This window comes from Burkholderia sp. ABCPW 11, assembly GCF_001523445.1.
Lineage (GTDB): Bacteria > Pseudomonadota > Gammaproteobacteria > Burkholderiales > Burkholderiaceae > Burkholderia.
Genome location: NZ_LOVM01000094.1, coordinates 53,464 through 79,302 on the forward strand (window position 1 = coordinate 53,464; position 25,839 = coordinate 79,302).

Here is a 25,839-nt window from a genome sequence, read left to right on the forward strand (position 1 = left end):
CTGACACCTGACGAGAGTCCTGCCTTCCCATGAACCAAGCCGCGCTGATCGAAGCCGATCGTCAACACCTGATCCATCCCGTCGTCAACTACCGTGCGCACGAGGCGCGCGGCGTCACCGTGCTGGAATCCGCGGACGGCGTGTTCCTGCGCGACGCCGCGGGCCACACGCTGCTCGACGCGTTCTCGGGCCTGTGGTGCGTGAACGTCGGCTACGGCCGCGACAGCATCGTGAAAGCCGCCGCCGACCAGATGGCGAAGCTGCCCTACGCGACCGGTTATTTCCATTTCGGCTCGCAGCCGGCGATCGAACTCGCCGAACGCCTCGCCGCGCTCGCGCCGCCGTCGCTGAACCGCGTGTACTTCACGCTCGGCGGCTCGGATGCGATCGACTCGGCGGTGCGTTTCATCACGCATTATTTCAACGCGACCGGCCGCCCGTCGAAGAAGCAGATGATCGCGCTGGAGCGCGGTTATCACGGCTCGTCGTCGATCGGCGCCGGCCTCACCGCGCTGCCGGCGTTCCACCGCCACTTCGACCTGCCGCGCGCAGACCAGCACCATATTCCGTCGCCGTACCCATACCGCCATCCGCTCGGCGACGATCCGCAGGCGCTGATCGCCGCGTCGGTCGCCGCGCTCGAAGCGAAGGTCGCCGAACTCGGCGCGGACAACGTCGCCGCATTCTTCTGCGAACCGGTGCAGGGTTCCGGCGGCGTGATCGTGCCGCCGGCCGGCTGGCTGAAGGCGATGCGCGACGCGTGCCGGCGCCTCGGCATCCTGTTCGTCGCCGACGAGGTGATCACCGGCTTCGGCCGCACGGGCCCGCTGTTCGCATGCGAGGCCGAACAGGTCGACCCGGACCTGATGACCGTCGCGAAGGGCCTGACCGCCGGCTATGCGCCGATGGGCGCGGTGCTGATGTCCGACGAAATCTACGAAGGGATCGCGGGCGAGCGCGCCGATTCGCCCGTGGTTGGCCACGGCCATACGTATTCCGCGCACCCGGTCAGCGCGGCGATCGGCCTCGAGGTGCTGAAGCTCTATCACGAAGGCGGGCTGCTCGCGAACGGCCTGGCGATGGCGCCGCGCTTCGCCGCGGGGCTCGACGCGCTGCGCGCGCATCCGCTCGTCGGCGACGCACGCTCGGTCGGCCTGCTCGGCGCACTCGAACTCGTGACCGACAAGGCCCGCAAGACGCGCTTCGACGCGGCGCTGAACGTGCCGGACAAGATCGCGGCCGCCGCGTACGCGAACGGCGTGGTGTTTCGCGCGTTCGGCGACGGCGTGCTCGGCTTCGCGCCGGCACTGAGCTTCACCGCGGGCGAGTTCGACCTGCTGTTCGAACGCGTGCGCAAGACGCTCGACGACGTGCTGGCCGACGCGGGCGTGCAGCGCGCGCTCGACGCCGCGCACGCGCAGCCGGCCTGACAGGCCAAGGGAAAGCCGGGCTTGTGGCCGCCATCGTTCGACTCTAAAGTAACCGGACATTCCATTTTTGCCCTTTCACGTGAACATGACGGACAGCAAGCTGGATCGCATCGACCTGCGCATCCTCTCCCAGTTGCAGAAGCGCGGCCGCATGACCAACGTCGAGTTGGCCGATGCGGTCGGGCTGTCGCCCAGTCCATGCCTGATCCGCGTGAAGCGGCTCGAGAAGGCCGGCTACATCGGCGGCTACGGCGCGCACATCCAGCTCGAGAAACTCGGCGACGTGCAGGTCGTGTTTACCGAGGTCACGCTGGCCGACCATCGGCGCGAGGATTTCGACCGCTTCGTCGCGGCGATCCGCAACGTCGACGAGATCGTCGAATGCCACCTCGCGAGCGGCGGCTACGACTATCTGCTGAAGTTCATCACGCGCAGCGTGAGCCATTACCAGACGATCGTCGAAGGGCTGCTCGAGCAGAACATCGGCATCGAGAAGTATTTCAGTTACGTGATCATCAAGTCGCCGTTCGTCAAACGGCACTACCCGCTCGAATCGCTGTTCGGCGAACGTCACTGACAACCGGCGTGCGTCGCTCCGTCACGCGGCAGCCGGCTGTCCGCGTGGGCGGGGTCGCGCCCGCCGCGCGCCGCCAGCGTCGCCGAATCGCTTCATTCAAGGAACTGTCATGCCGCTTACGCTGTCCCGAACCGAACTCGTTCGCACCGCCAACCTGATCGACGGCGCCTGGCGCGATGCGCTCGACGGCCGCCGCTTCGCCGTCACCGATCCGGCCACGCTGGAGACCGTTGCCCACGCACCCGACAGCGGCACGGCCGACGCCCGCGCGGCGACCGACGCCGCGGCACGCGCGCTGCCCGCGTGGCGCGCGACGCCCGCGCGCGAACGCGCCGCGATCCTGCGTGCATGGCATGCGGCGATCGTCGCGCACACCGACGATCTGGCGAAGCTGATCTCGCGCGAACAAGGCAAGCCGCTTGCCGAAGCGCGCGGCGAAGTCGCGTACGGCGCGTCGTACGTGCTGTGGTTCGCGGAGGAAGCGACGCGCACGTACGGCGACCTGATCCCGCAGCAGCAGCGCGGCAAGCGGCTGAGCGCGGTGAAGGAGCCGATCGGCATCGTCGCCGCGATCACGCCGTGGAATTTCCCGCTCGCGATGATCGCGCGCAAGATCGCGCCCGCGCTCGCGGCCGGCTGCACGGTCGTGGCGAAGCCGGCTGAGGACACGCCGCTGACCGCGCTCGCGCTCGCGTTTCTCGCGCAGGAAGCCGGCGTGCCGCCCGGCGTGCTGAACCTGATTACCGCGTCGCGCGAACGCGGCATCGACGCCGCGGCCGACTGGCTCGCCGACAGCCGCGTGCGCAAGATCACGTTCACCGGCTCGACGTCCGTCGGCAAGCTGCTCGCGCGCGAATCGGCGGCGACGTTGAAGAAGCTGTCGCTCGAACTCGGCGGCAATGCGCCGTTCATCGTGTTCGACGACGCCGAGCTCGATGCCGCGGTCGACGGGCTGATGGCCGCCAAGTTCCGCAACGGCGGGCAGACGTGCGTGTCGCCGAATCGCGTGTACGTGCAGGCCGGCGTCTACGACGCGTTCGCCGCGAAGCTCGCCGCGCGCGTCGCCGCGCTGAAGGTCGCGCCGGCGACCGACCCGGCCGCGCAGATCGGCCCGATGATCAACGCGCGTGCGGTCGACAAGATCGCGCGTCACGTCGGCGACGCCGTCGAGCGCGGCGCACGCGTGCTGACGGGCGGCAAGCGCCTGAGCGAACTCGGCGCGAACTATTACGCGCCGACGGTGCTCGCCGACGCCACTCGCGACATGCAGCTGACCTGCGAGGAAACCTTCGGCCCGGTCGCCGCGCTGTTTCGCTTCGCGTCCGAGGAAGAAGCCGTCGACGCCGCGAACGACACGCCGTTCGGGCTCGCCGCGTATTTCTACACGCAGGACGTGCGGCGCATCGCGCGCGTGTCGGCGCGGCTGGAGACTGGCATCGTCGGGATCAACGAAGGCGCGCTCGCGAGCGAGGCCGCGCCGTTCGGCGGCGTGAAGGAATCGGGCTATGGTCGCGAAGGCTCGCGCTATGGGCTCGACGATTATCTGTCGATCAAGTATCTGTGTCAGGGCGGGCTCGACTGAACCGGCGTCACCGCACGTTCGATTTCCCGTTGCGCTTTCCGCACCCGCCGGCCTGTCCTTGCGGGTGCGGGCGCCGCGAAGCGGGCGGCGCGGGCGTCATGCCGAATCATGCGTGCCCGACGCGCCGTCCCGTCGCGCGCGGCGGCCCCGCATTCGCTACCCCGGGTAAAAACGCATTGCCCACCGGAATTTGTGTGCGCATCGTCGGCGGACGCTTCGTCCACCGCCCCGCTCGCCATGCATTCCGCTCCGCTGCCGAAGATGTCGCGCCACGGGTCGCGTTCGCCGTGCTGGCGGTCAAGGCCATTACATTTTTTCCTTCATACCCGAATTGATCAGCCACCAGTTAACGGGATAGCTGGTGGCGAACCCTGCCAGCATCGCGAGCTGCATGGCGAACCAGAATTCGGGGCTCGCAACTTTCGCGATACCCCCGTAAGCCGGCTTGAACCACAGGAACTGGATGATGGCCATAAAGCCGTACATGCCTACCTGCCAGGCAGTAATCGACGCGATATCGGCTCTGACGGCCGCAATCAAACCTGCACCTACCGAAAGCCCGCGCATCGGTTTGATCGTGAAGTACTGAAAAACGATGCCGAACAGAAAGGCGGCGATGAAATCGGGGATCCAGACGGCAAACGTTTTTTCATTAAATACCGTGTGCCAACCGAACCAGATTGCCAAGGCGGGGAAGGCAAAAGCCGACCACTCGACAATGATGTCTCCGAGCGTACAGCCCGCGCCGCAGTGACTCGTACCCTTCATCACCATCGCGACGAACGGCTGTTCGTCGGCGTCGTGTCCCGCGTCAGCGACATTCCGTCCCCACACGTAGTAGGCGGCAACCCATAAGACCGTCCCGAACAACGCCGTCAGGGGCCAGACGACGTTCATGATCCACATCTTCTGAGGATGCCGAACTTCGTCAGCGACGATTGCAACGGCACAGACCGCACCCAAAATGATCCAGGTAGCCGATAGCGTATGCAGCCAAGGTGGAAAGGCTCCGTAAATCATCGATATTCCTGCTGGCGAGTCAAATGCCAGACACGCAGCAAGGCACGTTCCGTTCACAGGGGGAAGTTTTCCGTCGTTAGGGCGGCCGATTCGCTTGGCCGAGTGTCGTCTCTTGGCCGACTGCTGTCGGACGTGGTCGGCTGTAGCCGACCCTGAACGGTCATCTGACTTTCTCATAAGCGGACGCTCGGGTGGCAGGCAAGGGGCGACATGGCCGGGCACTACTAAAGCGTCACTGAAGGCCTGTCGTCGGTTACCTTCGCGACCTCCTCATGCTCAGAGTTGTCAGCGCAAAACACGGCATCAGCGACGCTCACAATGATCGTCCCAATTTCCTTGCCATCCTTTCCCTTCACCGAGCACGAGCGTTCCAGCTTCGGGAACCTAACGCGACCATTTTTCGGTGCGGGGTGCGCTTGAGCGAACGCGGCAACTGCTTGCCCTGCGGCTTTTGCACGCGGTACAGCGGTCTGTGAACGCACGATTGACGGCTTGACGGCGAGCGTCATAGTAGTGCAATCGACGCTCGGACGCGATCAAACTTTTTTCGATTGCGTTTAATTTTTTTTCTTAATACGATTGATTCCGCTGTCTAGTCGCCTACGACCACGGCAGCAAATTTCTTACGCGAGCAATCAAAGACCGGTCCGAAACACGACTGAGGGATATCTATTGCCTTCAATAAACCGAGGCCAATCGAGAACAAATTTTCTGCCGTCCAGTCGTCCGCTGTTTATCTTTCAAACTTAAAAAGGAAGATCATTCATGAGCGTCGAATACTATTCCACAGATACCGATCAAGGAACTATTTCGGTCATCCGCCAGGAAGGAACCGGCTACGAAGTCATCAAGCAAATCCGCGTCGGCAATGCGCCGCGTGGCTCTGTGAAATTCACGAAAAACGGACGTGGTTTCGTCTCAAATACGAGCGGCAACACCATTTCCGAACTCGATGCGTTCGAGCACAAGGAAGTAGGTCGTATCACGGTCGGTCTTGGTCCGCGAGGTATGGGAATCGTACCGGGTGAGCGTTTTGTCCTGGTGTCCAACTCGGGCTCCGACACGGTGTCGGTGGTCGATCTGAATGCGCGTAAGGAAGTCGCGCAAATCCCGGTAGGTGCCGATCCGAGGCACATGGCGATTACAAAGGACGGCAAATCGGCCTACGTCAGCATTTGGGGCGGTGGACATATTGCGAAACTTGACATTTCAAGTCTCGAAAGCGGCAACGTGGACGGCATTCGTCAGGTAGCGTCTATCAGCCTTGGCGAAAACTCCAATCCGTATAGTTTGAACATCGATGCGAGCGGGCGTTTTGCCTTCGTCGCATGTAACGCGACGGATCATATTCCCGTTATCGATCTGGAATCCGATGAAGTAGCTCACCGGATTTCCGTCGATTGCGACGAGGGTGCCTGCGGTGCGCGCGCTGTCGCTTTTTCCGCAGACGGCACAAAAGCGTTTGTCACCTTGGAGCGCACGAACGCGGTCGTTGCGATTTCACTGGACAGTATGTCCGTCATCCGATACATACAGGTCGGCTCCGCGCCGCGAGGTATCATTCAAGATCGCGACGTGCTTGTCATTTCCAATTTTTCGCGCAGCGGTGGCAGTGCTCCGATGCCGTCAACCATGAAGCTGATTCCGCATTCGGTGACATTCGTTGATCTGAACGGCGTCGATTTAACGGCTGCGGTTCCGAACGATATCTACAAACAGGTTCGCGTCGGCCACGGCCCTTGCAGCGTATCTATGTTCGACCCGGAAAAAGCGGTCGGTCGTATCGACATAACTAGCGATCTGGCTGTCTCCGCGTGACGCCCTGACAGGCACAGGCGGTCGATACAACGCCTGCGCCTGTTTATGCCGCTCTCCGGCAACCGCCATAAAAGGAACTACAAGACAAGTGGCAGTAGCATTTTCACTCGATGAGGCACGGACAATCGCCGTCTCAAGTCAGGGTTTCGGGCTTAATCGTCCGACCCTGGAGCAGGTCTACTCACAAGTATGTTGCTTGCAGATCGACCCATTGAAGGCGGTACGAGAATCGCACGAAATCGTCTGTTTATCACGTGGCGTACCGCTCGTAGAGGCCAAATCGCTTATAACGTCGCGCTCATCCATACAGGTATTCGCGTATCCTGCGCACGCAATGGCACTGCTGCCTGCGTCCTTCTGGCCGTGGTTCGCATTCAGTCGTCGGCGGATGCTTTCGAAAGGATGGCGCGGCCCCGAAGTTGATGATGAAGCGATCCGTTGCGTCCGCGCGCTGCTACAGGAACGCCGCACAATAACCGTGAAGGATTTTGCCAAGGGCACCGGCACCGGATGGAATCGTTCGTCGCTATGGCGAATTGCAGCCGAATGGTTGTTGTGGACTGGTGAAGCCGTTTCGACAACTCGCAACGGAAGCTATCGCGAATATGCGTTATCGACAAACGTGATTCCCGAACCATTGATAAGCGCTGAGCCATCAGATGACGAATGCTTTGAATACCTCGTCGGCGCGGCAATCAACGCGCTAGGCATCGCAACTTTGGATGACATTGCAGACTATTTCCGTTTGCGCAAGGAAGTGGTTGAGCGCGCGCTGACCGCGACCGGTTGTCCACGCGGCATCGTTGAAGGATGGAGCGAACCTGTCTGGTTCTCACGGCGCGCCGAATCGCTAGTCGGGACAAAACTGGATGATTGCGTTGCCCCGCTCTCGCCCTTTGATTCGCTCGTCTGGTATCGGCCACGACTGCAAAGGCTCTTCGGCAAAACGTACAAGTTCGAAGCGTACAAAAAAGCTGATGAGCGCGTTTTTGGTCACTATTTTATGCCAGTTCTGTGCGGCAATGAAATAGTAGGCCGCATCGCGCCCCGCCGCAAAAAGCATCACGTTTCGATTGAAGCATGCGAGTTCGATATGCAGCTAGACCCCACCATCATTGATCTGGCATTTCAGACTTTGAACGAGTGGAGCGAAGCTACGCTGTTCACGGCCCTCTCAGCGGAATGATAAATGAGCAACACATCCTATCGCGCACTTCTGGCGAAACGCGGATTTGCGGGGCTTCTTCTGGCGGTATCGGTCGGACGCCTTACGTCCGGTCTACTGCCCTTCGGACTTGCCGCTTTGTTCGTGCAGGGCGCATCCTACCTTGCAGCAGGCGTCGTGGCCGTGTGTTTTATGTTCGTTACGTCAATAACCGCCCCTTGGCGCGGGCGTTATATCGACCGTCACGGTGCGAGGCGAACGCTCCCTTTCTTTTCAATCGCGTCGATTGTTCTGATCGCAACCGGCTTCGCAGTCATCCACTATTCGCAAATCAAACTAGCGGGCGCTGCTATCGTATCGGTCGGCGCGAGCCTCACTCCAATAAACAGCGTCGTCCTCCGGTCGATCTGGTCGCGGGTCGCTCCTGACGAGGCGCAACGCAAGGCGCTGCATGCGTTGGATTCATTGCTCGAAGAAGGCATTTACATGCTGACCCCGCTCATGGTGTCGGTCATCTGGTTTTTCGCAGGACCCGACTGGGCGATTCTGTTGGCCTGCTGCTCAATCGGCGCGGGGACGTTTTTGCTGTTCTGGTTTGGCAAAATCGCGGGCGTCGATGCTCTGTTTGATGAAAAGCACGGAGTGCGCAGCACGAGTTCAAATCTCGCGAAAATGAAAGCGCCTGTCATCTTCACCCGTCCAGGGCTGTCTATCGCAATTCCAATGTTCGCCTTCGCCCTCACTATGGGAATTGGGACTATCGCCTATGCCGCCTGGTCCAGTGCTCACTACACTACATCGTTGACCGGGATATTCGCATCGCTCAGTTCGGCTGGCGGGCTCGTCGGCGGTCTGGTCTACGGCAAGGCAAAAATTTCGGATTCGACGGCATCAAGACTTTATTTTACGATGCCCGCTTTCGTAGGTCTTTGCACAGTGCCCATGCTGCTAACGACATCAGCAACGATTGCGGGATGTGTCGCGCTCGTCAGCGGCCTGGTTATGACGCCCATGTTTATCGCGGCATACGTTCGCGTGCCCTTGACGTTCGGCAAGCGGCACTTTAACGAGGCGAACGCATCGATTGGCGCTGCGTACAATATCGGATCGGGACTTGGTTCGCTTCTCGCCGGGGCGATCATCCAGCACGGCCAGTTTCGCACGGCGTTCGCCTGTTCGGTTTTCGTGCCGATAGTGGCATCATTCGTCGGCGCGATGATTTCAAAGTCAGGTGACCAGCCTGTCGAAGAAGCACTGCACGAATAGGCTGGGACAACGGTTGCGGGTATGCTCATAGTCGGATCTCGTGCGTTCGAGCTTTCTAGTAATCAATCTCACCTTGCGGCCAAGCTGTCCATTGCAGCATAAAGACGGACCGGCTAACGCGTGGTAGACCGCCTGACTGTATGACGCTACGTTTCTACTAAACGTCAACGGCCAACAGCGGACGTAATTGTGTATCAGGAGGCGTCCATAATCACCGCTTTCTCTTCGTCCAGGCTAAACCGCAGTAGCTCAATGTCTAGGCGTTGCAGCGCCTCATAGAGATCATTGGCGATGGGCTCCCTGTGGGGAAGCACCATCACTCTCCGGCAGTCATCGACAGTCCCGTGGACCATCAGTTGCCCAATGGCCGAATAGACATCTTGGCGTGCCGTTGTGGTTTTGACTTCGAAGACCTCTACCAACCGACGCCCTACAGCGACGCCCAAGTCGATGAGAACGTTCTTTACGAGTCGGGCCCGCTTAGGCATTGGGCTAGAAGTTCGCCACTCGTACAGTGCATCGACCACTTCACCGTGACGCGAGACGTAGTCGATCTTGCTCGACCGCCGTCCCTTACGCCGCCCCCGTGCCTCAGCGTAGAAGTCTTCCAGTTCCCGCTGTTTGCGCTGGAACTCGGGGGAGTCAATATCGCCGTCCCGCACAGCCTGTTTGAAACGCGCAATGGTATCGATGTAACGGATGGCAGACCTACTTGCACCCAAGCCTTCGACCGGCATCACAAGCACGCCGTCTCGGATGCCGCCGGAAGAATCCACGACCTCAATCAGGGGTTGATTGCTCCACGCGAGAAGTGATGATTTGCTAACGCCCTTTGTACCACCGCCGACGCGACCCGAGTGCAGCAGGTAGACCGTCCCCGTGTCATTGTCACGGGCGAAGAAGCCGGCGACTTGATCATTACGACTTTCATATGCAGTATTGATCTCGACGGAGATTTGAAGGCCCCCGTCCTCCTCGAAGAGACCAAACCAATTCAGGCGCCGAGGGTTTGGCGCGTTCGCGTCATTGTGGTCGGCGGACCAAAACCAATAGCGCCCATTGTTGAACACCTTGGCATCGAAGGTCGTCCCACCTGGATAGCCAATGTTTTTGACAGCCCTTCGAGGAAAGTCACGCAGGAACGTGGTTTCCAGCTTGCGCTGTGCCGTGGCAACTTCCGTTTTCGCCTCCAGTAGTGAAAACATTCCCTCTCCTCTTGTTGATATGGCCATGCAAGTTGCGCCACACTACGCAGGTAAGAAAGCATGTGCCCAAGCTAAAAATAACGGCATGAGATCGGGGAAGCTTGATACAACCGGACGAGAATATTTCGCCGCGATCGCGTTGAGGGCTGGTCCACGTTCATTAGCGGTCGTTCCCAGATGGGCCGGGGGAAGACGCTTTTTGACCGCATGCAGCCCCACGCGTTCGGTTGAATCCGCCACCCGTTGCTGCCGTTCAATAACAAGAATGCCGACGTCCGTTTTGGTACCCGAAAGCGACGCCTCGAGATGTGGCTTACGAGCTATTGCTGTTCTTTCGCAAGCGGGCGTAGGCATCTAACGCGATGGCTTCCACTCGCCCGCCCAGAGATCAAAATACTTGAGAGCCGAGATGCGGCCGAGCACGACCTGTTCGCCAATATCGTCGACAACTTTGAACGGGATGGAAATGCCGAAATTGCCTTCCGACAATGGAAAGATCTCCGCGAATGGAGCCGCATTTCCCAATTTCTCAACCACCTCTGCTCGACTCCCAGCGGCAACTATGACTTGAATGCCCATCAGCGCTTGAACTCCACGGTAGCTACGTCGTAGAGCGCTGCCCTGACTTGGTCAATCGTCACTTCGCTCACCGATTGACCCCGAACATCATAGACAAGTTGACATTTCCAGGGACCCGACGGCAGGTGCGGTCGACCGTGCACGATGCGCGCTCGGTTGTACTCGATGCTTAGACAAGCGGCCTCTGCCGATTCCAAGCTATGGTTGGCTACCAGGACAAACTGGCTTAATTCTTCGTTTACAAATTCCGGTGTGAACATATGGGTCCCGTACTCACCAAGAATGCCACATTACTCAAAGCTTTCAAACGATTCTCAATGCGCCCGCGATGCTCTGATTACGATTCGTGCCGCTGTCAAGGCCATGCGTCGTGCAAAGCATGAACTCGCGCAGACGATCGTAGTGGTGAAACCAGGGATTATTTTCGCAGCCGAAGGCATTGACCCGCTCGTTAGCCACGACGTAGGCAATCAGAACGCAACAACGAAAACTGCAGGAGATCGTGATAGGCACCACGCCAGTACCCCGCTTGACGTTGATACCCTTCACGGACAAAGCCTAGTGTCTCCAGCACTTGTATAGAGGATGCGTTCTGAGGGTGAACCTGGGCTTCGATGCGGTTTATCTGCATCATGTCGAAACCGTAATCGATCGCGGCCGAAAGCGCTTCGTTCATGTATCCCTTGCCACGAGCAAACGTAGCTAGCTCATAGCCAACGGCGCAGCTTCGCCAATTTCGATTCCATCGGAAAAGGCCGCACGTACCAAGGAACAGGCCGTCCGAAAGTCTCTCGACGGCCCAGCGGACGCCAGAGCCACTGCGCCGCCAGTCGGCAAATGCCCGAATCAACTTGTCGGCCTCTCCTATATCGGTCATCGGATCGGTACCGAACCAGCGCGTACCCTCAGCGTCGCCATGCACCGCGAACAGCGACGGTACGTCGCTGGGCAAAAGCTCCCGCAGTGACAACCGGGAAGTTGTCAGTGTTGGAAACGTGCGTTCCGTTTCGCTTCCATTGATGGGCACATGCGCCCCCTATGTCGATGTTTCACTTGGTTTCAATAGATTGTCGTCGATTCAGTCCCGCCGATCCAATGTCCGGTGTTGGCTGCGGATTCAACCCGAAGCGGTGGGCTGTATCCGACCCACAAGGGATAGTCGCGATTGCGGAAAGCCGACGTTCGTGCCATCACTTTACTACGTGTAGCCAGCGATATGGAGCCTGCGACTGTCCCGGGCCGCAAGCCGCGTCGGCATTGGACCTCACTACGCAAGTCCCTGGGTGGTCATCGCTAACAATAGTCGTTCAGCGCCGATGCCGAAACCGGCTCCCTCCTGATAGGCACCGCCACCAACGACTTGCTGTTGTGCGCCGAGTTCGGTACAGCGTATTTCGAAGCCCCGACCGTTCAGATAGTAGCTGAGGCCTCTGCGGGCCGAATCGTCGATTTCATAGCGAAGGCCGAGTGAATCGAAAAAGCCGAGCGCCACCTCCCGACTGCGTTTGAGGGCGGATTCCGGGTTGGGGCATAGATACTCAAATCCTAGTTGGGTGAATTCGCGGTAGCGACCGGCTTGAGGTCGTTCATAGCGGTAGCATCGAGCGATATAAAACAACATCCGTTCCCGTTGTCGGCCCAGCAGCTCGCTGCATCGCTCCTGGAACAGCGCCGTTGCCTCAGGAATCAGGCAGCAAGCGCGTCCCTTCTTATCGGGAAAGGCCCACATCTGGCCGATGATCTCGCTACCCCCTGCTTTTTGAATGAATGTATCTTGCGACCACAACGCCGGGACAATCGCCTCCTCCGCTCCAGCGTTAATGAAGATAGCTCCGGAATTGGGTCTCCAAAGCGCGAATTTGTGCAGCTTCCTTGCCAACAATGAAGCGTGTTCCGCGAATCATGGTCATGAGAGTCTCCTCGGGGTAAAAAATAAAAAAGGCGCCGTAGGCGCCTTGGTCGTTTGTACAGGAAGGGGAAACTGCAATCCCGGATGTCCTGCTATGGACGTAACGAACCACGGCGCATCGAGTGACGACCGTGAGAATGATGAGATTGGTTCGGGACGTTACGGAGTTCCATACGGTCCATATTGGCACATTAATTTTGATTAGTGAACCGATCCACATGCCTCGGAGGCCCCGACGTGATCTCAAGGACCCAAACGAGTCACGTGGCTAAAGATCGTCGACAGTCTATCCTCTGTTGCCGACCGACCGGTTCTGGCCAACAACAGAATCATGCGTTTTGTATCGCTGGCCGCGCGAGCATCTACAGGCGACTGGCTCGGTGCTACCCTGAGCCGTCCTTCAAGCTCGCCTCTAGGCGGCAGTGGCCTGAACAAGACGCAGGCTCCATCCAGTTTGCAACGTACCGTCTTCGCTTTGCATGGGCGCGAACGCCGACAACAGTTCACTTTTGAACTGCGCGCGCGCCGCTTCCGACATCCGATCGGCATCGTAGGTATCCAGCATGTCCAACCACAGCTGCTCGGGTGTAGGCGTCCAGTCGATTTCGATGTCTTCAAAAGCCACATCAACAAAATCGGACTTTAGTAGTTCTTGCCAACCCGCTTCACTGCGTGTGCGCGCGTCACCGAGTCGCAGCTCCGTGAGCTGAGCCTTCGCGATTGGCTTGAAGATGTCCAAAAAGACTTCGCCGACCTTGCCAGTCAAAAAGCTCCGCCCGACGATAGCAGAAAAGCTGCCGCCGTTACACAATACCCGGCGAATCTCTCGAACAACTTGTTCGATATCGTCCATCAACATGAGAGCCATGTGCGACAGCACGTAGTCTACCGAGCCGCTATCGAGCGACATTTCTTGTGCACGCTCGTTGAGCAACCGTATTTCGTGCGGCAATAATCCCCGGGCCACGCTTAACTCGCCATCGCTGATGTCTATGCCAATTAGCTTCGTTGCTGCGTGTCCCCTGTCGTTCAGAATTTGCAGCAATGGCCCATCACCACATGCCAGATCGAGCACAGTCCGCGACATCGCTTCATTCGGTACACGATTCGCCAGTGCGTGATAGGAAGAGGGATATGCTGCCTGCGCAGATCGTGCAGGTCGATTACCGTAGGCTCGACGCGTTGCTCCTGCCCGGCGGCGGTGAAAATCTTTCAAATATATTTCTGCATACGAGGTCATTCTTGCGCCATTCGATTGTTCGCTAGTTGGGAGCACTCGTGACTCTGGAGCCTGAACTCCAGGCGGATTGTCGACGAACCAGACCACGATGTCGAACGTTCCAAAATGGCCGCATGCCGCCCGACGCGTTTAGCTATAACCGTCCCGCACAGAAGACGCGAGCCATTCCCGAAACCGGCTTTGAGACCGCTTGACGCCCCCGGCTCGACCTTCCTCCCTACCGCCTGCACAACGCCTGAGCCAGCGCGTCCCCCGCAGCCAGAATATGCGCGGACAGAGCCGCACACGCTGCGTCCACATCCCCATCACGTATTGCACGAACGATATCCCGATGCTCGTCGTTCGAGCGATCCTGCCAGTCCAGTTGCTGCCACGTCGCATACAAATGCCGTGCGCTGGCCCGATGCATGTCGCCAATCGCAGCGACGAGCCGCGGCATCCCGCACCGCGCGGTCAATGCGCGATGAAACCTCAGATTCAGCGTACCCAGCACGGCTATGCCACGCGCCGCCGCCTCCTGATCGAGGATCGCATCGAGTTCCTCCAGCGCACGTGCGTCGAGAGCGGGCATCGCCTCGCGCAGCGCCAGCGCCTCGAAAGCGGCACGCATCTTTGCCATCTCAAGCACGTCCGCCGGCTCGAGCGGCGCCGCCCGCACGCCTCGTCGCGGTTCCACCACCGCCAACCCCTGCGCTTCCAGCCGTCTGAACGCCTCGCGCACCGGCACATGGCTCGCGCCGAACTCTGCCGCGATGTGGTCCTGACGCAGCCACTCCCCCGGCGCGATGACGCCCGAGATGATGCGGTCCGCCAATGCGGCAGCGATCCGATCGGCCAGCGAGCGATCGTCCTTGACTTCAACCTTCATGCCGACCACCATGCATATATTATCTATTAAATTGTAACAATATCGGAGGCTCGATGCGCCACCACCGTCCTGTGCGTCTGCAGCACATTGCCGGCATCGGCGTCGATCGCATGGGTTCGATCGCCGATCGTGCCGACGTCGACCTCCTGCGACTCGAAAATCTCGATACCGACATCCCACCCACTTCGGAAGCGCTCGCCTTCACCCGGGACGCAATCCAGCGGGACTCGGCCAATTCATATTTGCCCTTCGTCGGCCAGGATCGGCTACGCGCAAGCGCTGCCGCCCACGTGTCGGCGCTTTCGGGGCAGCGCTTCACGGCCGACCAGGTGGTGGTGTCGGCGGGCGGACTCTCCGGCATTCTGAATACGCTGCTCGCCACCGTCGAGGCCGGCGACGAAGTCATCGTCACCGATCCGACGTACGCGGGTCTGCTGAACCGCGTCCGCCTTGCGGGCGGTGTGCCCCGGCAAGTCCCGTTCGCCTTCACGCCGGGCGGCGAATGGAAGCTGGACCGGGCCGCGCTGCGGGCAGCGATCGGTCCGAAAACGCGGGCCATGCTGCTGATGTCTCCGTCGATGCCGTCGGGCGGCTTCTTCGATGCGTCCGACTGGCAACTGATCGCGAGCTTGTGTGTGCAGAACGATCTGCTGCTGATCCTCGACAGCGCGATGGAACGGCTGCTCTTCGATGGACGCACGGTCATCCATCCCGCCGGCCTGCCCGGCATGGCCGAGCGTACGGTCACGGTGGGCGCCGCGTCGAAGGAGCTGCGCATGATTGGCTGGCGAGTCGGCTGGATCGTCGCGCCGGAATGGCTGATTCCGGATCTTGTGGCCGTGTCGCTCGCCAATGTCGTGGTGCCGGTCGGCATAGCTCAGGAGGCCGCGGCGGTTGCGCTCGAGCATTCCGCATCCGATCTGCCTGGCTACGTGAGCGAACTCGAGAGGCGGCGGGATACCGTCGCCGCCGAACTGTCGGGGCTCCCGTTCGGCATGCCGGCGGGCGGCTGGTCGATGCTGCTGCGCGTGTCCGATTTCGGCCTGACCGGATCGCAGATGTCGGAGCGGTTGCTGAACCACGGCGTGTGTGCGACGGCCATGACCGGATGGGGCGTTGCACACGGCGAGCAGTACGTCCGATTCGTGTTCTCGAATGAACCGGTCGAGCGGTTACGCACGCTCGGGGACAAGGTGCGCTTCGCACTGGAAGGTTGACGGCCGCCCACGAGAAAGCCGAGTCGCGTGCAAGGCCTCGCCGGTTGGAGGCATCCGGCATTCCGTCCGTGATGGTCGAACGAGAGATCAATCCACGTCGCGTGACGCATCCGGCGCCGGGGCGGCACGATATCGCAGCCCCGGCCGGACGTAACGTCGCGCGAACGCTCTACCGCCCCGCCGGCGGCCGCAGAATATCGCGCGGAATCGACACGATCAGCACGCAGCTGATCAGCAGACAAGCGCCCAGCGCATAGGTCCCGTTGTTGATGTCGCCGGTCATCTGCTTGGCGACGCCGGTGATCATCGAGCCCGTGAAGCCGGACAGGTTGCCCACCGAATTGATCAACGCGATGCCGGCGGCCGCGGCCGTACCGGACAGGATCTGCCCCGGGAAGGTCCAGTAGATCGGCATCAGCGCGAGAATGCCGCACGTGGCAATGGTCAGGAATACGATCGACAGCGCCACGTTCTGCGCAAACGCCGCGCTCAGGATCAGGAAGACGCCGCCGATCAGCGCGGGAATCGCCGCATGCAGGCGGCGTTCGCCGGTCTTGCGCGAGTGCGACGCGTTCCACACCATCGCGAAGATCGCCGTCAGGTACGGAATGGCCGTCAGCACGCCGATGTGCAGCGGGCTGTGCACGCCCGACGCGCGAATGATCGACGGCAGCCAGAAAGCCAGCCCGTAGAAGCCGGTATTGAACGTGAGCAGGATGAAGGTGAGCAGCCACACGCGCGGGCTGCGCAGCGCGGCGCCGATGCTGTGCGACTTGTGAGCGGCCTCGGATTCGAGGTTGCGCGACAGCACCGCCTTTTCGTCGGCGGACAGCCACTTCGCCGACTGCGGGCCGTCGCCGAGGCAGGCCAGCACGACGAACGCCACCACGATCGACGGCAGCCCTTCGAGCAGCAGCATCCATTGCCAGCCGCTCATGCCCGACAGGCCGTGCGTCTGCTCCATCAGCCAGCCGGACACCACGCTGCCGAGCGTCAGGCTCAGCGGGATCGCGACCAGAAAGCCCGACATCGCCACGCTCTGGCGGCGCGCCGGGAACCAGTAGTTCATATAAAGGATGACGCCCGGGAAAAAACCCGCTTCGCACAGCCCCAGCAGGAAGCGCAGCGTGTAGAACATCGTGGTCGTCTGCACGTGGAAGAACTGCGCGAGCGGCACGATGAACGCCATCGACGACGACACGATGCCCCACGTGATCATGATCCGCGCGATCCAGAAGCGTGCGCCGTAGCGGTGCAGCAGCAGGTTGCTGGGCATCTCGAACAGGAAATAGCCCCAGAAGAAGATGCTGGCGCCGAGCGCATAGACGCCGTCGCTCAGGTTCAGGTCGTCCAGCATCTGCAGCTTCGCGAAGCCCACGTTGACGCGGTCCAGGTAAGCCACGACGTAGCAGAGCAGCAGCAACGGCAGGATGCGCCGCATGACCTTGCGGTAAAGGGCGTCTTCGGACGAGTCGGCCGCGGCCGGTGCGGCAGCGGCCTGCGTAATGGATGGCATCGGTCTGTCTCCTGATTGTGTAGGTCTTCTTCGTACCGTCGCGTGCGCCTTGCGCATCGATGTTACCGATAACATCCGGTCGCAAAAAAAAGCCGACGAGGCGACGGGAGCGATCGGCAAGTTGATACCGGTAACAAAGACTGAAGGTAGCACGCTGCGATACGCGCGTACAAGTGCCGCCGAACGCGTGGTTTCCCTAGTACGGACCTCACCGCGACGAGCACGCCGCGGCCAGCCTGCACGGTACGCCGCCCCGGTATGATGTAGCCTTTCCGGCTTTCTCCCGATCGCGATTCCGATGCCCAGTCCCACCGCCGTCCGGCCCGCCGGGCCGCCCCGCATGTCCGACGTAGCGCGCCTCGCCGGCGTATCGAAGATGACGGTGTCGCGCGTGCTCGCTGGCCACAGCGTGGCCGCCGAGACGCGCGCACGGGTTTGCGAGGCCATCGAGCAGCTCGGCTACGTGGCGGATGCTGCCGCCGGTGCGCTGTCGTCGGGGCGATCGGAATTCGTCGCGGTGCTGGTGCCGTCGCTGTCGAGCTCCAACTTCTCGGACACCGTGCGCGGGCTGACCGATGCGCTCGAGCCGCACGGCCTCCAGTTGCTGCTCGGCGACACCGACTACGACCTGGAACGCGAAGAACGGCTCGTCCGGTCGATGCTGCGACACCAGCCGCGCTGCATTGCGCTGACGGGGTCGCAGCACACCGAGGCGACACGCAAGGTATTGGAGCGCTCGGCAATCCCGGTGGTCGAGATGTGGGACCTGCCCACGCGCCCGATCGACACCGCCGTCGGCTTCTCGAACGTGCGCGCCGCCCGTGCGATGGTGCGCCACCTGGCCGAGCGTGGCTATCGACGCATCGGCTTTCTGGTCGGCGCGAGCGAACTGGATCGCCGCGGCCTGGACCGGCTCAAGGGCTACCAGGCGGAGATCAAGGCGCTGGGCCTGGGCGAACCGCGCGTCGTGCGGCTCGGCGAATCGCCGATCACGATGAGCCATGGCGGCCCCGCAATGGCAGCGCTGCTGGAGCAATGGCCGGATACCGACGCGGTGATGTGCGTGAGCGACATGTCGGCATTCGGCGCGATCATGGAGTGCCACCGGCGCGGGCTCGCCGTGCCCGCCGACATCGCCGTGGCCGGCTTCGGGAACTTCGAAGTGGCGACATGCTGCCACCCGACCATCACCACCGTGTCGGTCGACGCGTACGGCATCGGGCTGCGCACCGGCGAAGCATTGCTGGCGGCGCTCCAGGCGCGCGACGGCGGCGAGCGGACCGACGCGAAAAGCATCCGTATCGACTACACGATCATCCCGCGGGAAAGCGCCTGACCAGCCGACGGCCGCGCGCACCCCAACGCGCGACGCGCGCGGCTTCGTACCGGCCCCCTGCCCCACTCCTTCGCCACGCGCGCACGAAATCCCTTCCGCTATGCAAAAAACCCGTGCTAACATCCAGGCGATGTTACCGGTACCATCCGGCACGCAAAATGAGAAAGGCCCCTTAGGAGACAGCCTGCCATGTCACAAATCCCTCGCCGCTTGCGCAGCCAGGAATGGTTCGACGATCCCGCGCACGCCGACATGACCGCGCTCTATGTCGAGCGCTTCATGAACTACGGGTTGACGCGCGAGGAACTGCAGTCGGGCCGCCCTGTCATCGGCATCGCGCAGACGGGCAGCGATCTCGCGCCGTGCAACCGCCATCACATCGAGCTGGCCGAACGCACCAAGGCCGGCATTCGCGACGCGGGCGGCATTCCGATGGAGTTCCCCGTGCACCCGCTGGCCGAGCAGAGCCGCCGGCCCACGGCCGCGCTCGATCGCAATCTCGCCTACCTCGGGCTGGTGGAAGTGCTGCACGGTTTTCCGCTGGACGGTGTGGTGCTGACGACCGGCTGCGACAAGACCACGCCGGCCTGCCTGATGGCGGCCGCGACCGTCGACATGCCAGCGATCGTGCTGTCGGGCGGCCCGATGCTCGACGGCTGGCACGAGGGCAAGCGGGTCGGCTCCGGCACGGTGATCTGGCATGCGCGCAACCTGCTCGCCGCGGGCGAGATCGACTACGAAGGCTTCATGCAGCTGACCACGGCTTCGTCGCCGTCGATCGGCCACTGCAATACCATGGGCACCGCGCTGTCGATGAACAGTCTGGCCGAGGCGCTGGGCATGTCGCTGCCCGGTTGCGCGAGCATTCCCGCCGCCTATCGCGAGCGCGGTCAGATGGCTTACGCCACCGGCAAGCGCGCGGTCGAACTCGTTCGCGAAGACCTGCGCCCGTCGGCGATCATGACGCGCGCGGCGTTCGAGAATGCGATCGTCGTCGCGTCGGCGCTCGGCGCGTCGACCAACTGCCCGCCGCATCTGATCGCCATCGCACGCCACATGGGCGTCGAGCTGAGCCTGGACGACTGGCAGCGCTTCGGTGAAGCCGTGCCGCTGCTCGTGAACTGCATGCCGGCCGGCGAATACCTCGGGGAGAGCTTCCACCGCGCCGGCGGGGTGCCGGCCGTGCTGCGCCAACTCGATGCGGCGGGGCTGCTGCGGCGCGACTGCCTGACCGTATCGGGCCGCGCGATCGGCGAGATCGCCGACACCGCGCAGGACGCCGACCGCGACGTGATCCGTACGCCCGACGCGCCGCTCAAGCACGGCGCCGGCTTCATGGTGCTGTCGGGCAACTTCTTCGACAGCGCCATCATGAAGATGTCGGTGGTGGGTGACGCGTTCCGCCGGACCTACCTTGCCGAACCGGGCGCGGAGAATACGTTCGAGGCGCGCGCGATCGTGTTCGACGGCCCCGAGGACTACCACGCGCGCATCGACGATCCCGCGCTGAACATCGACGAGCGCTGCATCCTCGTGATCCGCGGCTGCGGCACGGTCGGCTACCCGGGCAGTTCGGAAGTCGTGAACATGGCGCCGCCCGCCGAGCTGGTGAAGCGCGGCGTCACGTCGTTGCCGTGCATGGGCGACGGACGCCAGAGCGGCACGTCGGCCAGCCCGTCGATCCTGAACATGTCGCCGGAAGCCGCGGTGGGCGGCGGCCTCGCGCTGCTGCGCACGAACGACCGCGTGCGCGTGGACCTGAATCGCCGCAGCGTCGACGTGCTCGTCGACGAGGACGAACTCGCGCGCCGTCGCGAGACCGCAAGCTTCACCGTGCCGCAGGCGCAAACGCCGTGGCAGGAACTCTATCGCCGGTTCGTCGGCCAGTTGTCCACCGGCGGCTGCCTCGAACCGGCCACGCTGTACCTGAAGGTCATCGAGCAGCGCGGCAACCCGCGCCATTCGCACTGACTCCACCGCCCCCGACTCTTGCCGAGCTGACCATGCGTACTCCTTCCGTTTCCGACTGCCTGCCGCACGACCTCGCCCACGCGCTGCTGATCGGCCGCGTCTGGCGGCACGACGGCGCCCACGCGGGCCCGAGCGTCGTCGCCGTGCGCGGCGGCGAAGTGTTCGACATCACGCGCACCGTGCCGACCACCGCGGACCTGTTCGACCGCCGCGATGCGCTCGCCATCGCGCGCACCGCGTCCGGCGAATCGCTCGGCCGCGTCGAGCCGCTGTTGCAGGCGGCGCTGGACGGCACACCCGGCGCCACGCACCTGCTCGCGCCGTGCGACGTGCAGGCCATCAAGGCGTGCGGCGTCACCTTTGCGGTCAGCCTGATCGAGCGCGTGATCGAGGAACAGGCCGGCGGCGATCCGGCCAAAGCGGCCGAGGTACGCGACACCATCGCCTCGACCATCGGCACCGATCTGTCGAAGATCGTGCCGGGCTCGGAAGCCGCGCTGCGCCTGAAGGCGGAACTCGAGCGCCGCGGCGCGTGGTCGCAATACATGGAAGTGGGCATCGGCCCGGATGCCGAGGTGTTCTCCAAGTCGCAGCCGATGTCCGCGGTCGGCTTCGGCGCGGACGTGGGGCTGCTGCCCGTGTCGGCATGGAACAACCCGGAGCCGGAAATCGTGCTGGCGGTCGCCAGCGACGGCCGGCCGGTGGGCGCGACGCTCGGCAACGACGTGAACCTGCGCGACGTCGAAGGCCGTTCGGCGCTGCTGCTCGGCAAATGCAAGGACAACAACGGCTCGTGCGCGATCGGCCCGTTCGTGCGGCTGTTCGACGACGGCTTCACGCTCGACAGCGTGCGGGAATGCAGCGTGTCGCTGCGTGTCGAAGGCGCGGACGACGGCTTCGTCCTCGACGGCATCAGCCACATGCGCGAGATCAGCCGCGACCCGGCGGACCTCGTCGCGCAGACCTGCGGCGCGCATCACCAGTATCCGGACGGCTTCATGCTGTTCCTCGGCACGATGTTCTCGCCGATCCAGGATCGCGACGCGCCGGGCGGCGGATTCACGCATCACCTCGGCGATCGCGTCACCATCTCCACGCCCGCGCTCGGCGCACTCGTCAACACCGTGCGGCTTTGCACGGAGATCGCGCCGTGGACCTTCGGCGTGCGCGCGCTGTATGCGAATCTGGCCGCGCGCGGGCTGCTTGCCGAGTGAAAGTGGGACACGCGGCGACATGAAGCCCCTGCGCGAACGACATCGACTGATCGTAGGCGAAGCGATATGAAGTGGTCGTTCGCGCAGGCACGCACGCAGCCGGCCTTCACTGCGCGACCTGAACACTCGCCGAGCCGGAACGGCCGCCGCAAGCGGGGCCGCCAGCCGATTCCGCAACCCCATGGTCTTTCCGGCGGCGATCAGCGGGTTCGGAGGGCACGATTCGTCCCACCAGCGCCTCGTCGGCTGCGACAATACCGCGGCTGAGTCAATTCGAGGTGTCGATGGAACTGAGGCAACTGCGCTATTTCGTCTGCGTCGTGGAACACGGCAGCATGGGCAAGGCCGCGCTCGAACTGGGCGTGGTGACGTCCGCACTGAGCCAGCAGATCAGCCGGCTCGAGAGCGAGCTGTCCACGCGCCTGCTGCAACGCACCTCAACGGGCGTCGTTCCGACGGACGCCGGTCTTGCATTCTGGAGACAAGCGCAACTCGCGTTGCGCCACGTCGACGATGCGGCGCTGGCCGCGCGTCAGGCGCGCCTGTCGGGGCACGTCAGCGTCGGGCTTGCGCCCAGTACGACCGGCGTACTCGGTCTCGCGTTCATGCAGGCGATGCGACAGCGCTATCCGGATGTCCGGCTGCGCATGGTCGAGAGCCTGTCGGGCTATCTCGGCGCGATGCTGAGTGCGCGGCAAATCGACCTGGCGATCCTGTTTCGTGAAGAACCCGCGCAGCGCTGGAGCGTGATGCCGTTGCTCGACGAGCATCTGTTCGTGATCGGCGCGCCCGGCCTGCCGGGCATGCCCGGCGGGCCGCACGTGCACCTGGCGAACCTCGGCGCCGTGCCGCTGATCCTGCCGAGCGGTCCGCACGGCCTGCGCGCGTTGCTGGATGTCGCCTTCGCCCGCACCGGCTTCATCCCGCGCATTGCCGCCGAAGTCGACGGCCTCGCGATGTTGATGGATGCGGTGCGCGGCGGGCTCGGTGCGACCATTCAACCGGGCGCGGCGCTCGCGCGGTTCGAGAACGCGGCGCTCGCGAGCGTCCCGGTCGCGGACGCCCAGGCGACGCGGCCGAACCTGATCGCAAGCGTCTCCGACGACGAGTTGTCGCCCGCCGGGCTCGCGGCGCGGGTCGTCCTCGCCGACGTGGCGCGCGAGATCGTCGCGGCAGGCGGGTGGCCCGGCGCCACGCTGCGCGAGCCGCCTCTTCACAAAAACTGAAGACGTGTTGCCGGCTCCCTGATGGCGGCAGGCGAGGCCGATCCGTAGAGTGCGTCTCAAAGGAGACAACTCAGATGGTCGATGTTCTCGTAATCGGCGGCGGCAACGCGGCGCTGTGCGCCGCCTTGATGGCGCGCGAAGCCGGCGCGTCGGTGCTGCTGCTCGAAGCGGCACCGCGGGCGTGGCGCGGCGGAAACTCCCAGCACACCCGCAACCTGCGTTGCATGCACGACGGCCCGCAGGACGTGCTGGTCGGCGCCTATCCGGAAGAAGAGTACTGGCAGGACCTGCTGAAGGTCACGGGCGGCATCACGAACGAGGCGTTGGCCCGGCTCGCTATCCGCGCGTCGGCGCACTGTCGCCCATGGATGCGCGCACATGGCGTGCGGTTTCAGCCGCCGTTGTCCGGCGCACTGCACGTGGCGCGTACCAATGCATTCTTCATGGGCGGCGGCAAAGCGCTGGTGAACGCGTATTACCGCAGCGCCGAAGCGCTGGGCGTACAGATTCGCTACGACACGCCCGTCGACGCTATCGAACTCGACGGCGAACGCTTCGTCGCCGCGCATAGCGGAAACCGGCGCTTCGAGGCACGCAGCTGCGTGCTCGCGGCGGGCGGCTTCGAATCGAACCGCGCATGGCTGCGCGAGGCGTGGGGACAAAACGAGCGCGGCGAGTGGCCCGCCGATAATTTCCTCATCCGCGGCACGCGGTTCAACCAGGGCGTCCTGCTCAAGGCGATGCTCGCCGCCGGCGCGGATGCGATCGGCGACCCGTCGCAGTCGCATTGCGTCGCGATCGACGCGCGTGCGCCGCTCTACGACGGCGGCATCTGCACGCGGATCGATTGCGTATCGCTCGGCATCGTCGTCAACCGCGATGCGCAGCGCTTCTACGACGAAGGCGAGGACTTCTGGCCGAAGCGTTATGCGATCTGGGGCCGCCTCGTCGCGCAGCAACCGGAGCAGACAGCCTACTCGATCATCGATGCCAAGGCCGTCGGACGCTTCATGCCGCCGGTATTTCCGGGTGTCCGCGCCGATTCGTTGCCGGAACTCGCGCGCCTGCTGAACCTGCCAGAACGCGCATTCGTGGAGACCCTGCGCGCGTACAACGCCGCATGCCGGGCAGGCACGTTCGATCACACCGTGCTCGACGACTGTCGCACCGAAGGCATCGGCCCCGCGAAAACCCACTGGGCACGACCGATCGATACGCCGCCCTTCTTCGGCTACGCGTTGCGTCCGGGCATCACGTTTACGTATCTCGGGCTCAAGGTCAACGAGCGCGCGCAAGTCCACTTCGGCGGACGGCCGAGCGACAACCTGTTCGTTGCCGGCGAGATGATGGCCGGAAACGTGCTGGGCAAGGGCTACACGGCCGGCGTCGGAATGTCGATCGGCACCGCGTTCGGCCGTATCGCGGGCACCGAGGCGGCGAAGGCCGCGCAAACGACTGGAGTTCAACGTGCACGATATTGAAGAACACGTTCGCGACGCGCAGGCGCTCGCGCCCGCCGGCCAGACGTCGGCACGCTCGAGCGGCGCCGCCGTGATTCGCATCGTGCCCGTCACCGACAGCGAAGCGGAAGTCGCGCGCCAGATGCAGATCTGCAATGCGTGCCGCTACTGCGAAGGATTTTGCGCGGTCTTTCCGGCGATGACGCGCCGGCTCGAGTTCGCGAAGGCGGACGTCAACTACCTGGCCAACCTGTGCCACAACTGCGGCGCGTGCTACCACGCATGCCAATATGCGCCGCCGCACGAATTCGCGGTGAACGTGCCGAAGGCGATGGCGCAGGTCCGGGTCGATACGTATGTCGAATATGCGTGGCCCGCTGCGATGGGACAGCTTTACAAGCGCAACGGCCTGACCGTCGCGCTCGCCCTCGCGATCGGGCTGGCGCTTTTCCTGATGCTCGGCATCGCAATGCACGGCTCGCTGCTGAATGGCCCGTCGGGCGGCCGTTTCTATGCGATCTTTCCGCACAACCTGCTCGCCGCGATGTTCGGCTCGGTGTTCGGCCTCGCCGTGCTGGCGCTCGGGGTGGGCGTGACGCGCTTCTGGCGCGACGTGTCGTCGGGTACCGCAAGCATGCCCGCCATCGCCGAAGCGGCGAAACACGCGCTCGCGCTCACCTATCTCGACGGCGGCCACGGTGACGGCTGCAACGAATCGGACGACGCGTTCACGCTCGCGCGGCGCCGGTTTCACCACTTCACGTTCTACGGCTTCATGCTGTGTTTTGCCGCCACGCTCGTCGCGACCTTCTATCACTACGCGCTGGACCTGCACGCACCGTACGCGTTCCTGAGCCTGCCCGTGCTGCTCGGCACCGCCGGCGGAATCGGCCTGCTGATCGGGCCTGCCGGCCTCTTGTGGCTCAACCTGCGTCGCGACCCCGCGCGAACCGATCCGGCACAACGCCCGATGGACCGCGGCTTCATTGCGCTGCTGATGCTCGTGAGCATGTCGGGACTGGCTTTGCTGGCGTGGCGCGACACCCGCGCGATGGCGACGCTGCTCGCGGTTCATCTCGGCATCGTGATGGCGCTTTTCGCAACGTTGCCGTACGGGAAATTCGCGCACGGCATCTTTCGCTGCGCGGCGCTGCTCAAGTCGTCGATAGACAAGCGCCAGGCCGACCGCCTGCAACTCGGCTCGGACTGAACCGATCCCATCGAAGCGGTCCGGCGTTCG

Annotated in this window: 22 protein-coding genes; 13 read left to right on the plus strand and 9 right to left on the minus strand. The window is 63.0% G+C overall.

Annotated features, from left to right (window positions below):
* Positions 1–29: 29 nt before the first annotated feature.
* The 3 genes from WS61_RS30685 (at position 30) to WS61_RS30695 (ending at position 3,589) form a co-directional block, all read left to right on the plus strand.
* Positions 30–1,430 (plus strand): aspartate aminotransferase family protein, encoded by a 1,401-nt coding sequence (locus WS61_RS30685; RefSeq protein ID WP_059506189.1) that lies wholly within the window; start codon positions 30–32, stop codon positions 1,428–1,430.
* Between the two features lie 85 nt (positions 1,431–1,515).
* Positions 1,516–2,007, plus strand: a complete 492-nt coding sequence (locus WS61_RS30690) for an Lrp/AsnC family transcriptional regulator (protein WP_006749694.1) — start codon at positions 1,516–1,518, stop codon at positions 2,005–2,007.
* Between the two features lie 109 nt (positions 2,008–2,116).
* A complete protein-coding gene (locus tag WS61_RS30695) occupies positions 2,117–3,589 on the plus strand; it encodes an NAD-dependent succinate-semialdehyde dehydrogenase (protein WP_059506191.1) in 1,473 nt (490 codons plus the stop codon).
* Positions 3,590–3,895: 306 nt separating this feature from the next.
* On the opposite strand, the gene WS61_RS30700 is transcribed toward WS61_RS30695, so the two are convergent.
* Together WS61_RS30700 and WS61_RS35090 are read right to left on the minus strand one after the other, a co-directional pair.
* The gene (locus tag WS61_RS30700) at positions 3,896–4,486 is read right to left on the minus strand and encodes a DUF4396 domain-containing protein (RefSeq protein WP_257127383.1); all 591 of its coding nucleotides are present in this window, start codon (positions 4,484–4,486) and stop codon (positions 3,896–3,898) included.
* 347 nt (positions 4,487–4,833) lie between these two features.
* Positions 4,834–5,118, minus strand: coding sequence for a hypothetical protein (locus WS61_RS35090; protein WP_157692795.1), 285 nt, complete (start codon positions 5,116–5,118; stop codon positions 4,834–4,836).
* Positions 5,119–5,374: 256 nt separating this feature from the next.
* Between WS61_RS35090 and WS61_RS30705 the strand changes: the two genes are divergently transcribed.
* The 3 genes from WS61_RS30705 (at position 5,375) to WS61_RS30715 (ending at position 8,858) form a co-directional block, all read left to right on the plus strand.
* On the plus strand, positions 5,375–6,427 hold the full coding sequence (locus WS61_RS30705; RefSeq protein ID WP_059506194.1) for a YncE family protein: 1,053 nt from the start codon (positions 5,375–5,377) through the stop codon (positions 6,425–6,427).
* Between the two features lie 88 nt (positions 6,428–6,515).
* Positions 6,516–7,613, plus strand: coding sequence for a DNA glycosylase AlkZ-like family protein (locus WS61_RS34515; RefSeq protein WP_095211872.1), 1,098 nt, complete (start codon positions 6,516–6,518; stop codon positions 7,611–7,613).
* A gap of 3 nt (positions 7,614–7,616) precedes the next feature.
* Positions 7,617–8,858 carry a transporter gene (locus WS61_RS30715; RefSeq protein ID WP_095211873.1) on the plus strand — a complete coding sequence of 414 codons (1,242 nt, stop codon included), beginning with the start codon at positions 7,617–7,619 and terminating at the stop codon, positions 8,856–8,858.
* 194 nt (positions 8,859–9,052) lie between these two features.
* Here the strand turns inward: WS61_RS30715 and WS61_RS30720 are convergent, their stop codons facing one another.
* From WS61_RS30720 to WS61_RS30735, 6 genes are all read right to left on the minus strand, one after another.
* On the minus strand, positions 9,053–10,063 hold the full coding sequence (locus tag WS61_RS30720) for a hypothetical protein (RefSeq protein ID WP_059506200.1): 1,011 nt from the start codon (positions 10,061–10,063) through the stop codon (positions 9,053–9,055).
* Positions 10,064–10,417: 354 nt separating this feature from the next.
* Positions 10,418–10,642 (minus strand): hypothetical protein, encoded by a 225-nt coding sequence (locus WS61_RS35095; protein WP_157692796.1) that lies wholly within the window; start codon positions 10,640–10,642, stop codon positions 10,418–10,420.
* Positions 10,643–11,093: 451 nt separating this feature from the next.
* Positions 11,094–11,669, minus strand: a complete 576-nt coding sequence (locus WS61_RS34525) for a GNAT family N-acetyltransferase (RefSeq protein ID WP_095211875.1) — start codon at positions 11,667–11,669, stop codon at positions 11,094–11,096.
* Positions 11,670–11,909: 240 nt separating this feature from the next.
* On the minus strand, positions 11,910–12,521 hold the full coding sequence (locus WS61_RS30725) for an ATP phosphoribosyltransferase regulatory subunit (RefSeq protein WP_059506311.1): 612 nt from the start codon (positions 12,519–12,521) through the stop codon (positions 11,910–11,912).
* 442 nt (positions 12,522–12,963) lie between these two features.
* A complete protein-coding gene (locus WS61_RS30730; RefSeq protein ID WP_059506202.1) occupies positions 12,964–13,791 on the minus strand; it encodes a class I SAM-dependent methyltransferase in 828 nt (275 codons plus the stop codon).
* Between the two features lie 217 nt (positions 13,792–14,008).
* A complete protein-coding gene (locus tag WS61_RS30735) occupies positions 14,009–14,659 on the minus strand; it encodes a GntR family transcriptional regulator (protein ID WP_257127384.1) in 651 nt (216 codons plus the stop codon).
* Between the two features lie 53 nt (positions 14,660–14,712).
* Between WS61_RS30735 and WS61_RS30740 the strand changes: the two genes are divergently transcribed.
* Positions 14,713–15,876, plus strand: a complete 1,164-nt coding sequence (locus WS61_RS30740; protein ID WP_059506206.1) for a pyridoxal phosphate-dependent aminotransferase — start codon at positions 14,713–14,715, stop codon at positions 15,874–15,876.
* 169 nt (positions 15,877–16,045) lie between these two features.
* Here the strand turns inward: WS61_RS30740 and WS61_RS30745 are convergent, their stop codons facing one another.
* Positions 16,046–17,392, minus strand: coding sequence for an MFS transporter (locus tag WS61_RS30745; RefSeq protein WP_059506207.1), 1,347 nt, complete (start codon positions 17,390–17,392; stop codon positions 16,046–16,048).
* 298 nt (positions 17,393–17,690) lie between these two features.
* On the opposite strand from WS61_RS30745, the gene WS61_RS30750 reads away from it, so the two are divergent.
* From WS61_RS30750 to tcuB, 6 genes are all read left to right on the plus strand, one after another.
* Positions 17,691–18,728: a LacI family DNA-binding transcriptional regulator gene (locus tag WS61_RS30750; RefSeq protein ID WP_082741971.1), complete on the plus strand. Its 1,038-nt coding sequence runs from the start codon at positions 17,691–17,693 to the stop codon at positions 18,726–18,728.
* A 189-nt stretch (positions 18,729–18,917) separates the two neighbouring features.
* Positions 18,918–20,699 (plus strand): IlvD/Edd family dehydratase, encoded by a 1,782-nt coding sequence (locus WS61_RS30755; RefSeq protein ID WP_059506212.1) that lies wholly within the window; start codon positions 18,918–18,920, stop codon positions 20,697–20,699.
* 32 nt (positions 20,700–20,731) lie between these two features.
* The gene (locus WS61_RS30760; protein WP_059506213.1) at positions 20,732–21,913 is read left to right on the plus strand and encodes a fumarylacetoacetate hydrolase family protein; all 1,182 of its coding nucleotides are present in this window, start codon (positions 20,732–20,734) and stop codon (positions 21,911–21,913) included.
* Between the two features lie 284 nt (positions 21,914–22,197).
* Positions 22,198–23,139, plus strand: coding sequence for a LysR family transcriptional regulator (locus WS61_RS30765; RefSeq protein WP_059506215.1), 942 nt, complete (start codon positions 22,198–22,200; stop codon positions 23,137–23,139).
* Positions 23,140–23,213: 74 nt separating this feature from the next.
* Entirely contained in the window at positions 23,214–24,620 is a 1,407-nt protein-coding gene (gene tcuA, locus WS61_RS30770; protein ID WP_059506217.1) for an FAD-dependent tricarballylate dehydrogenase TcuA, read from the plus strand.
* Positions 24,607–25,809, plus strand: a complete 1,203-nt coding sequence (gene tcuB / locus WS61_RS30775; protein WP_095211876.1) for a tricarballylate utilization 4Fe-4S protein TcuB — start codon at positions 24,607–24,609, stop codon at positions 25,807–25,809. Before tcuA ends, tcuB begins: the two co-directional genes overlap by 14 nt.
* The last annotated feature ends 30 nt before the right edge of the window (positions 25,810–25,839 follow it).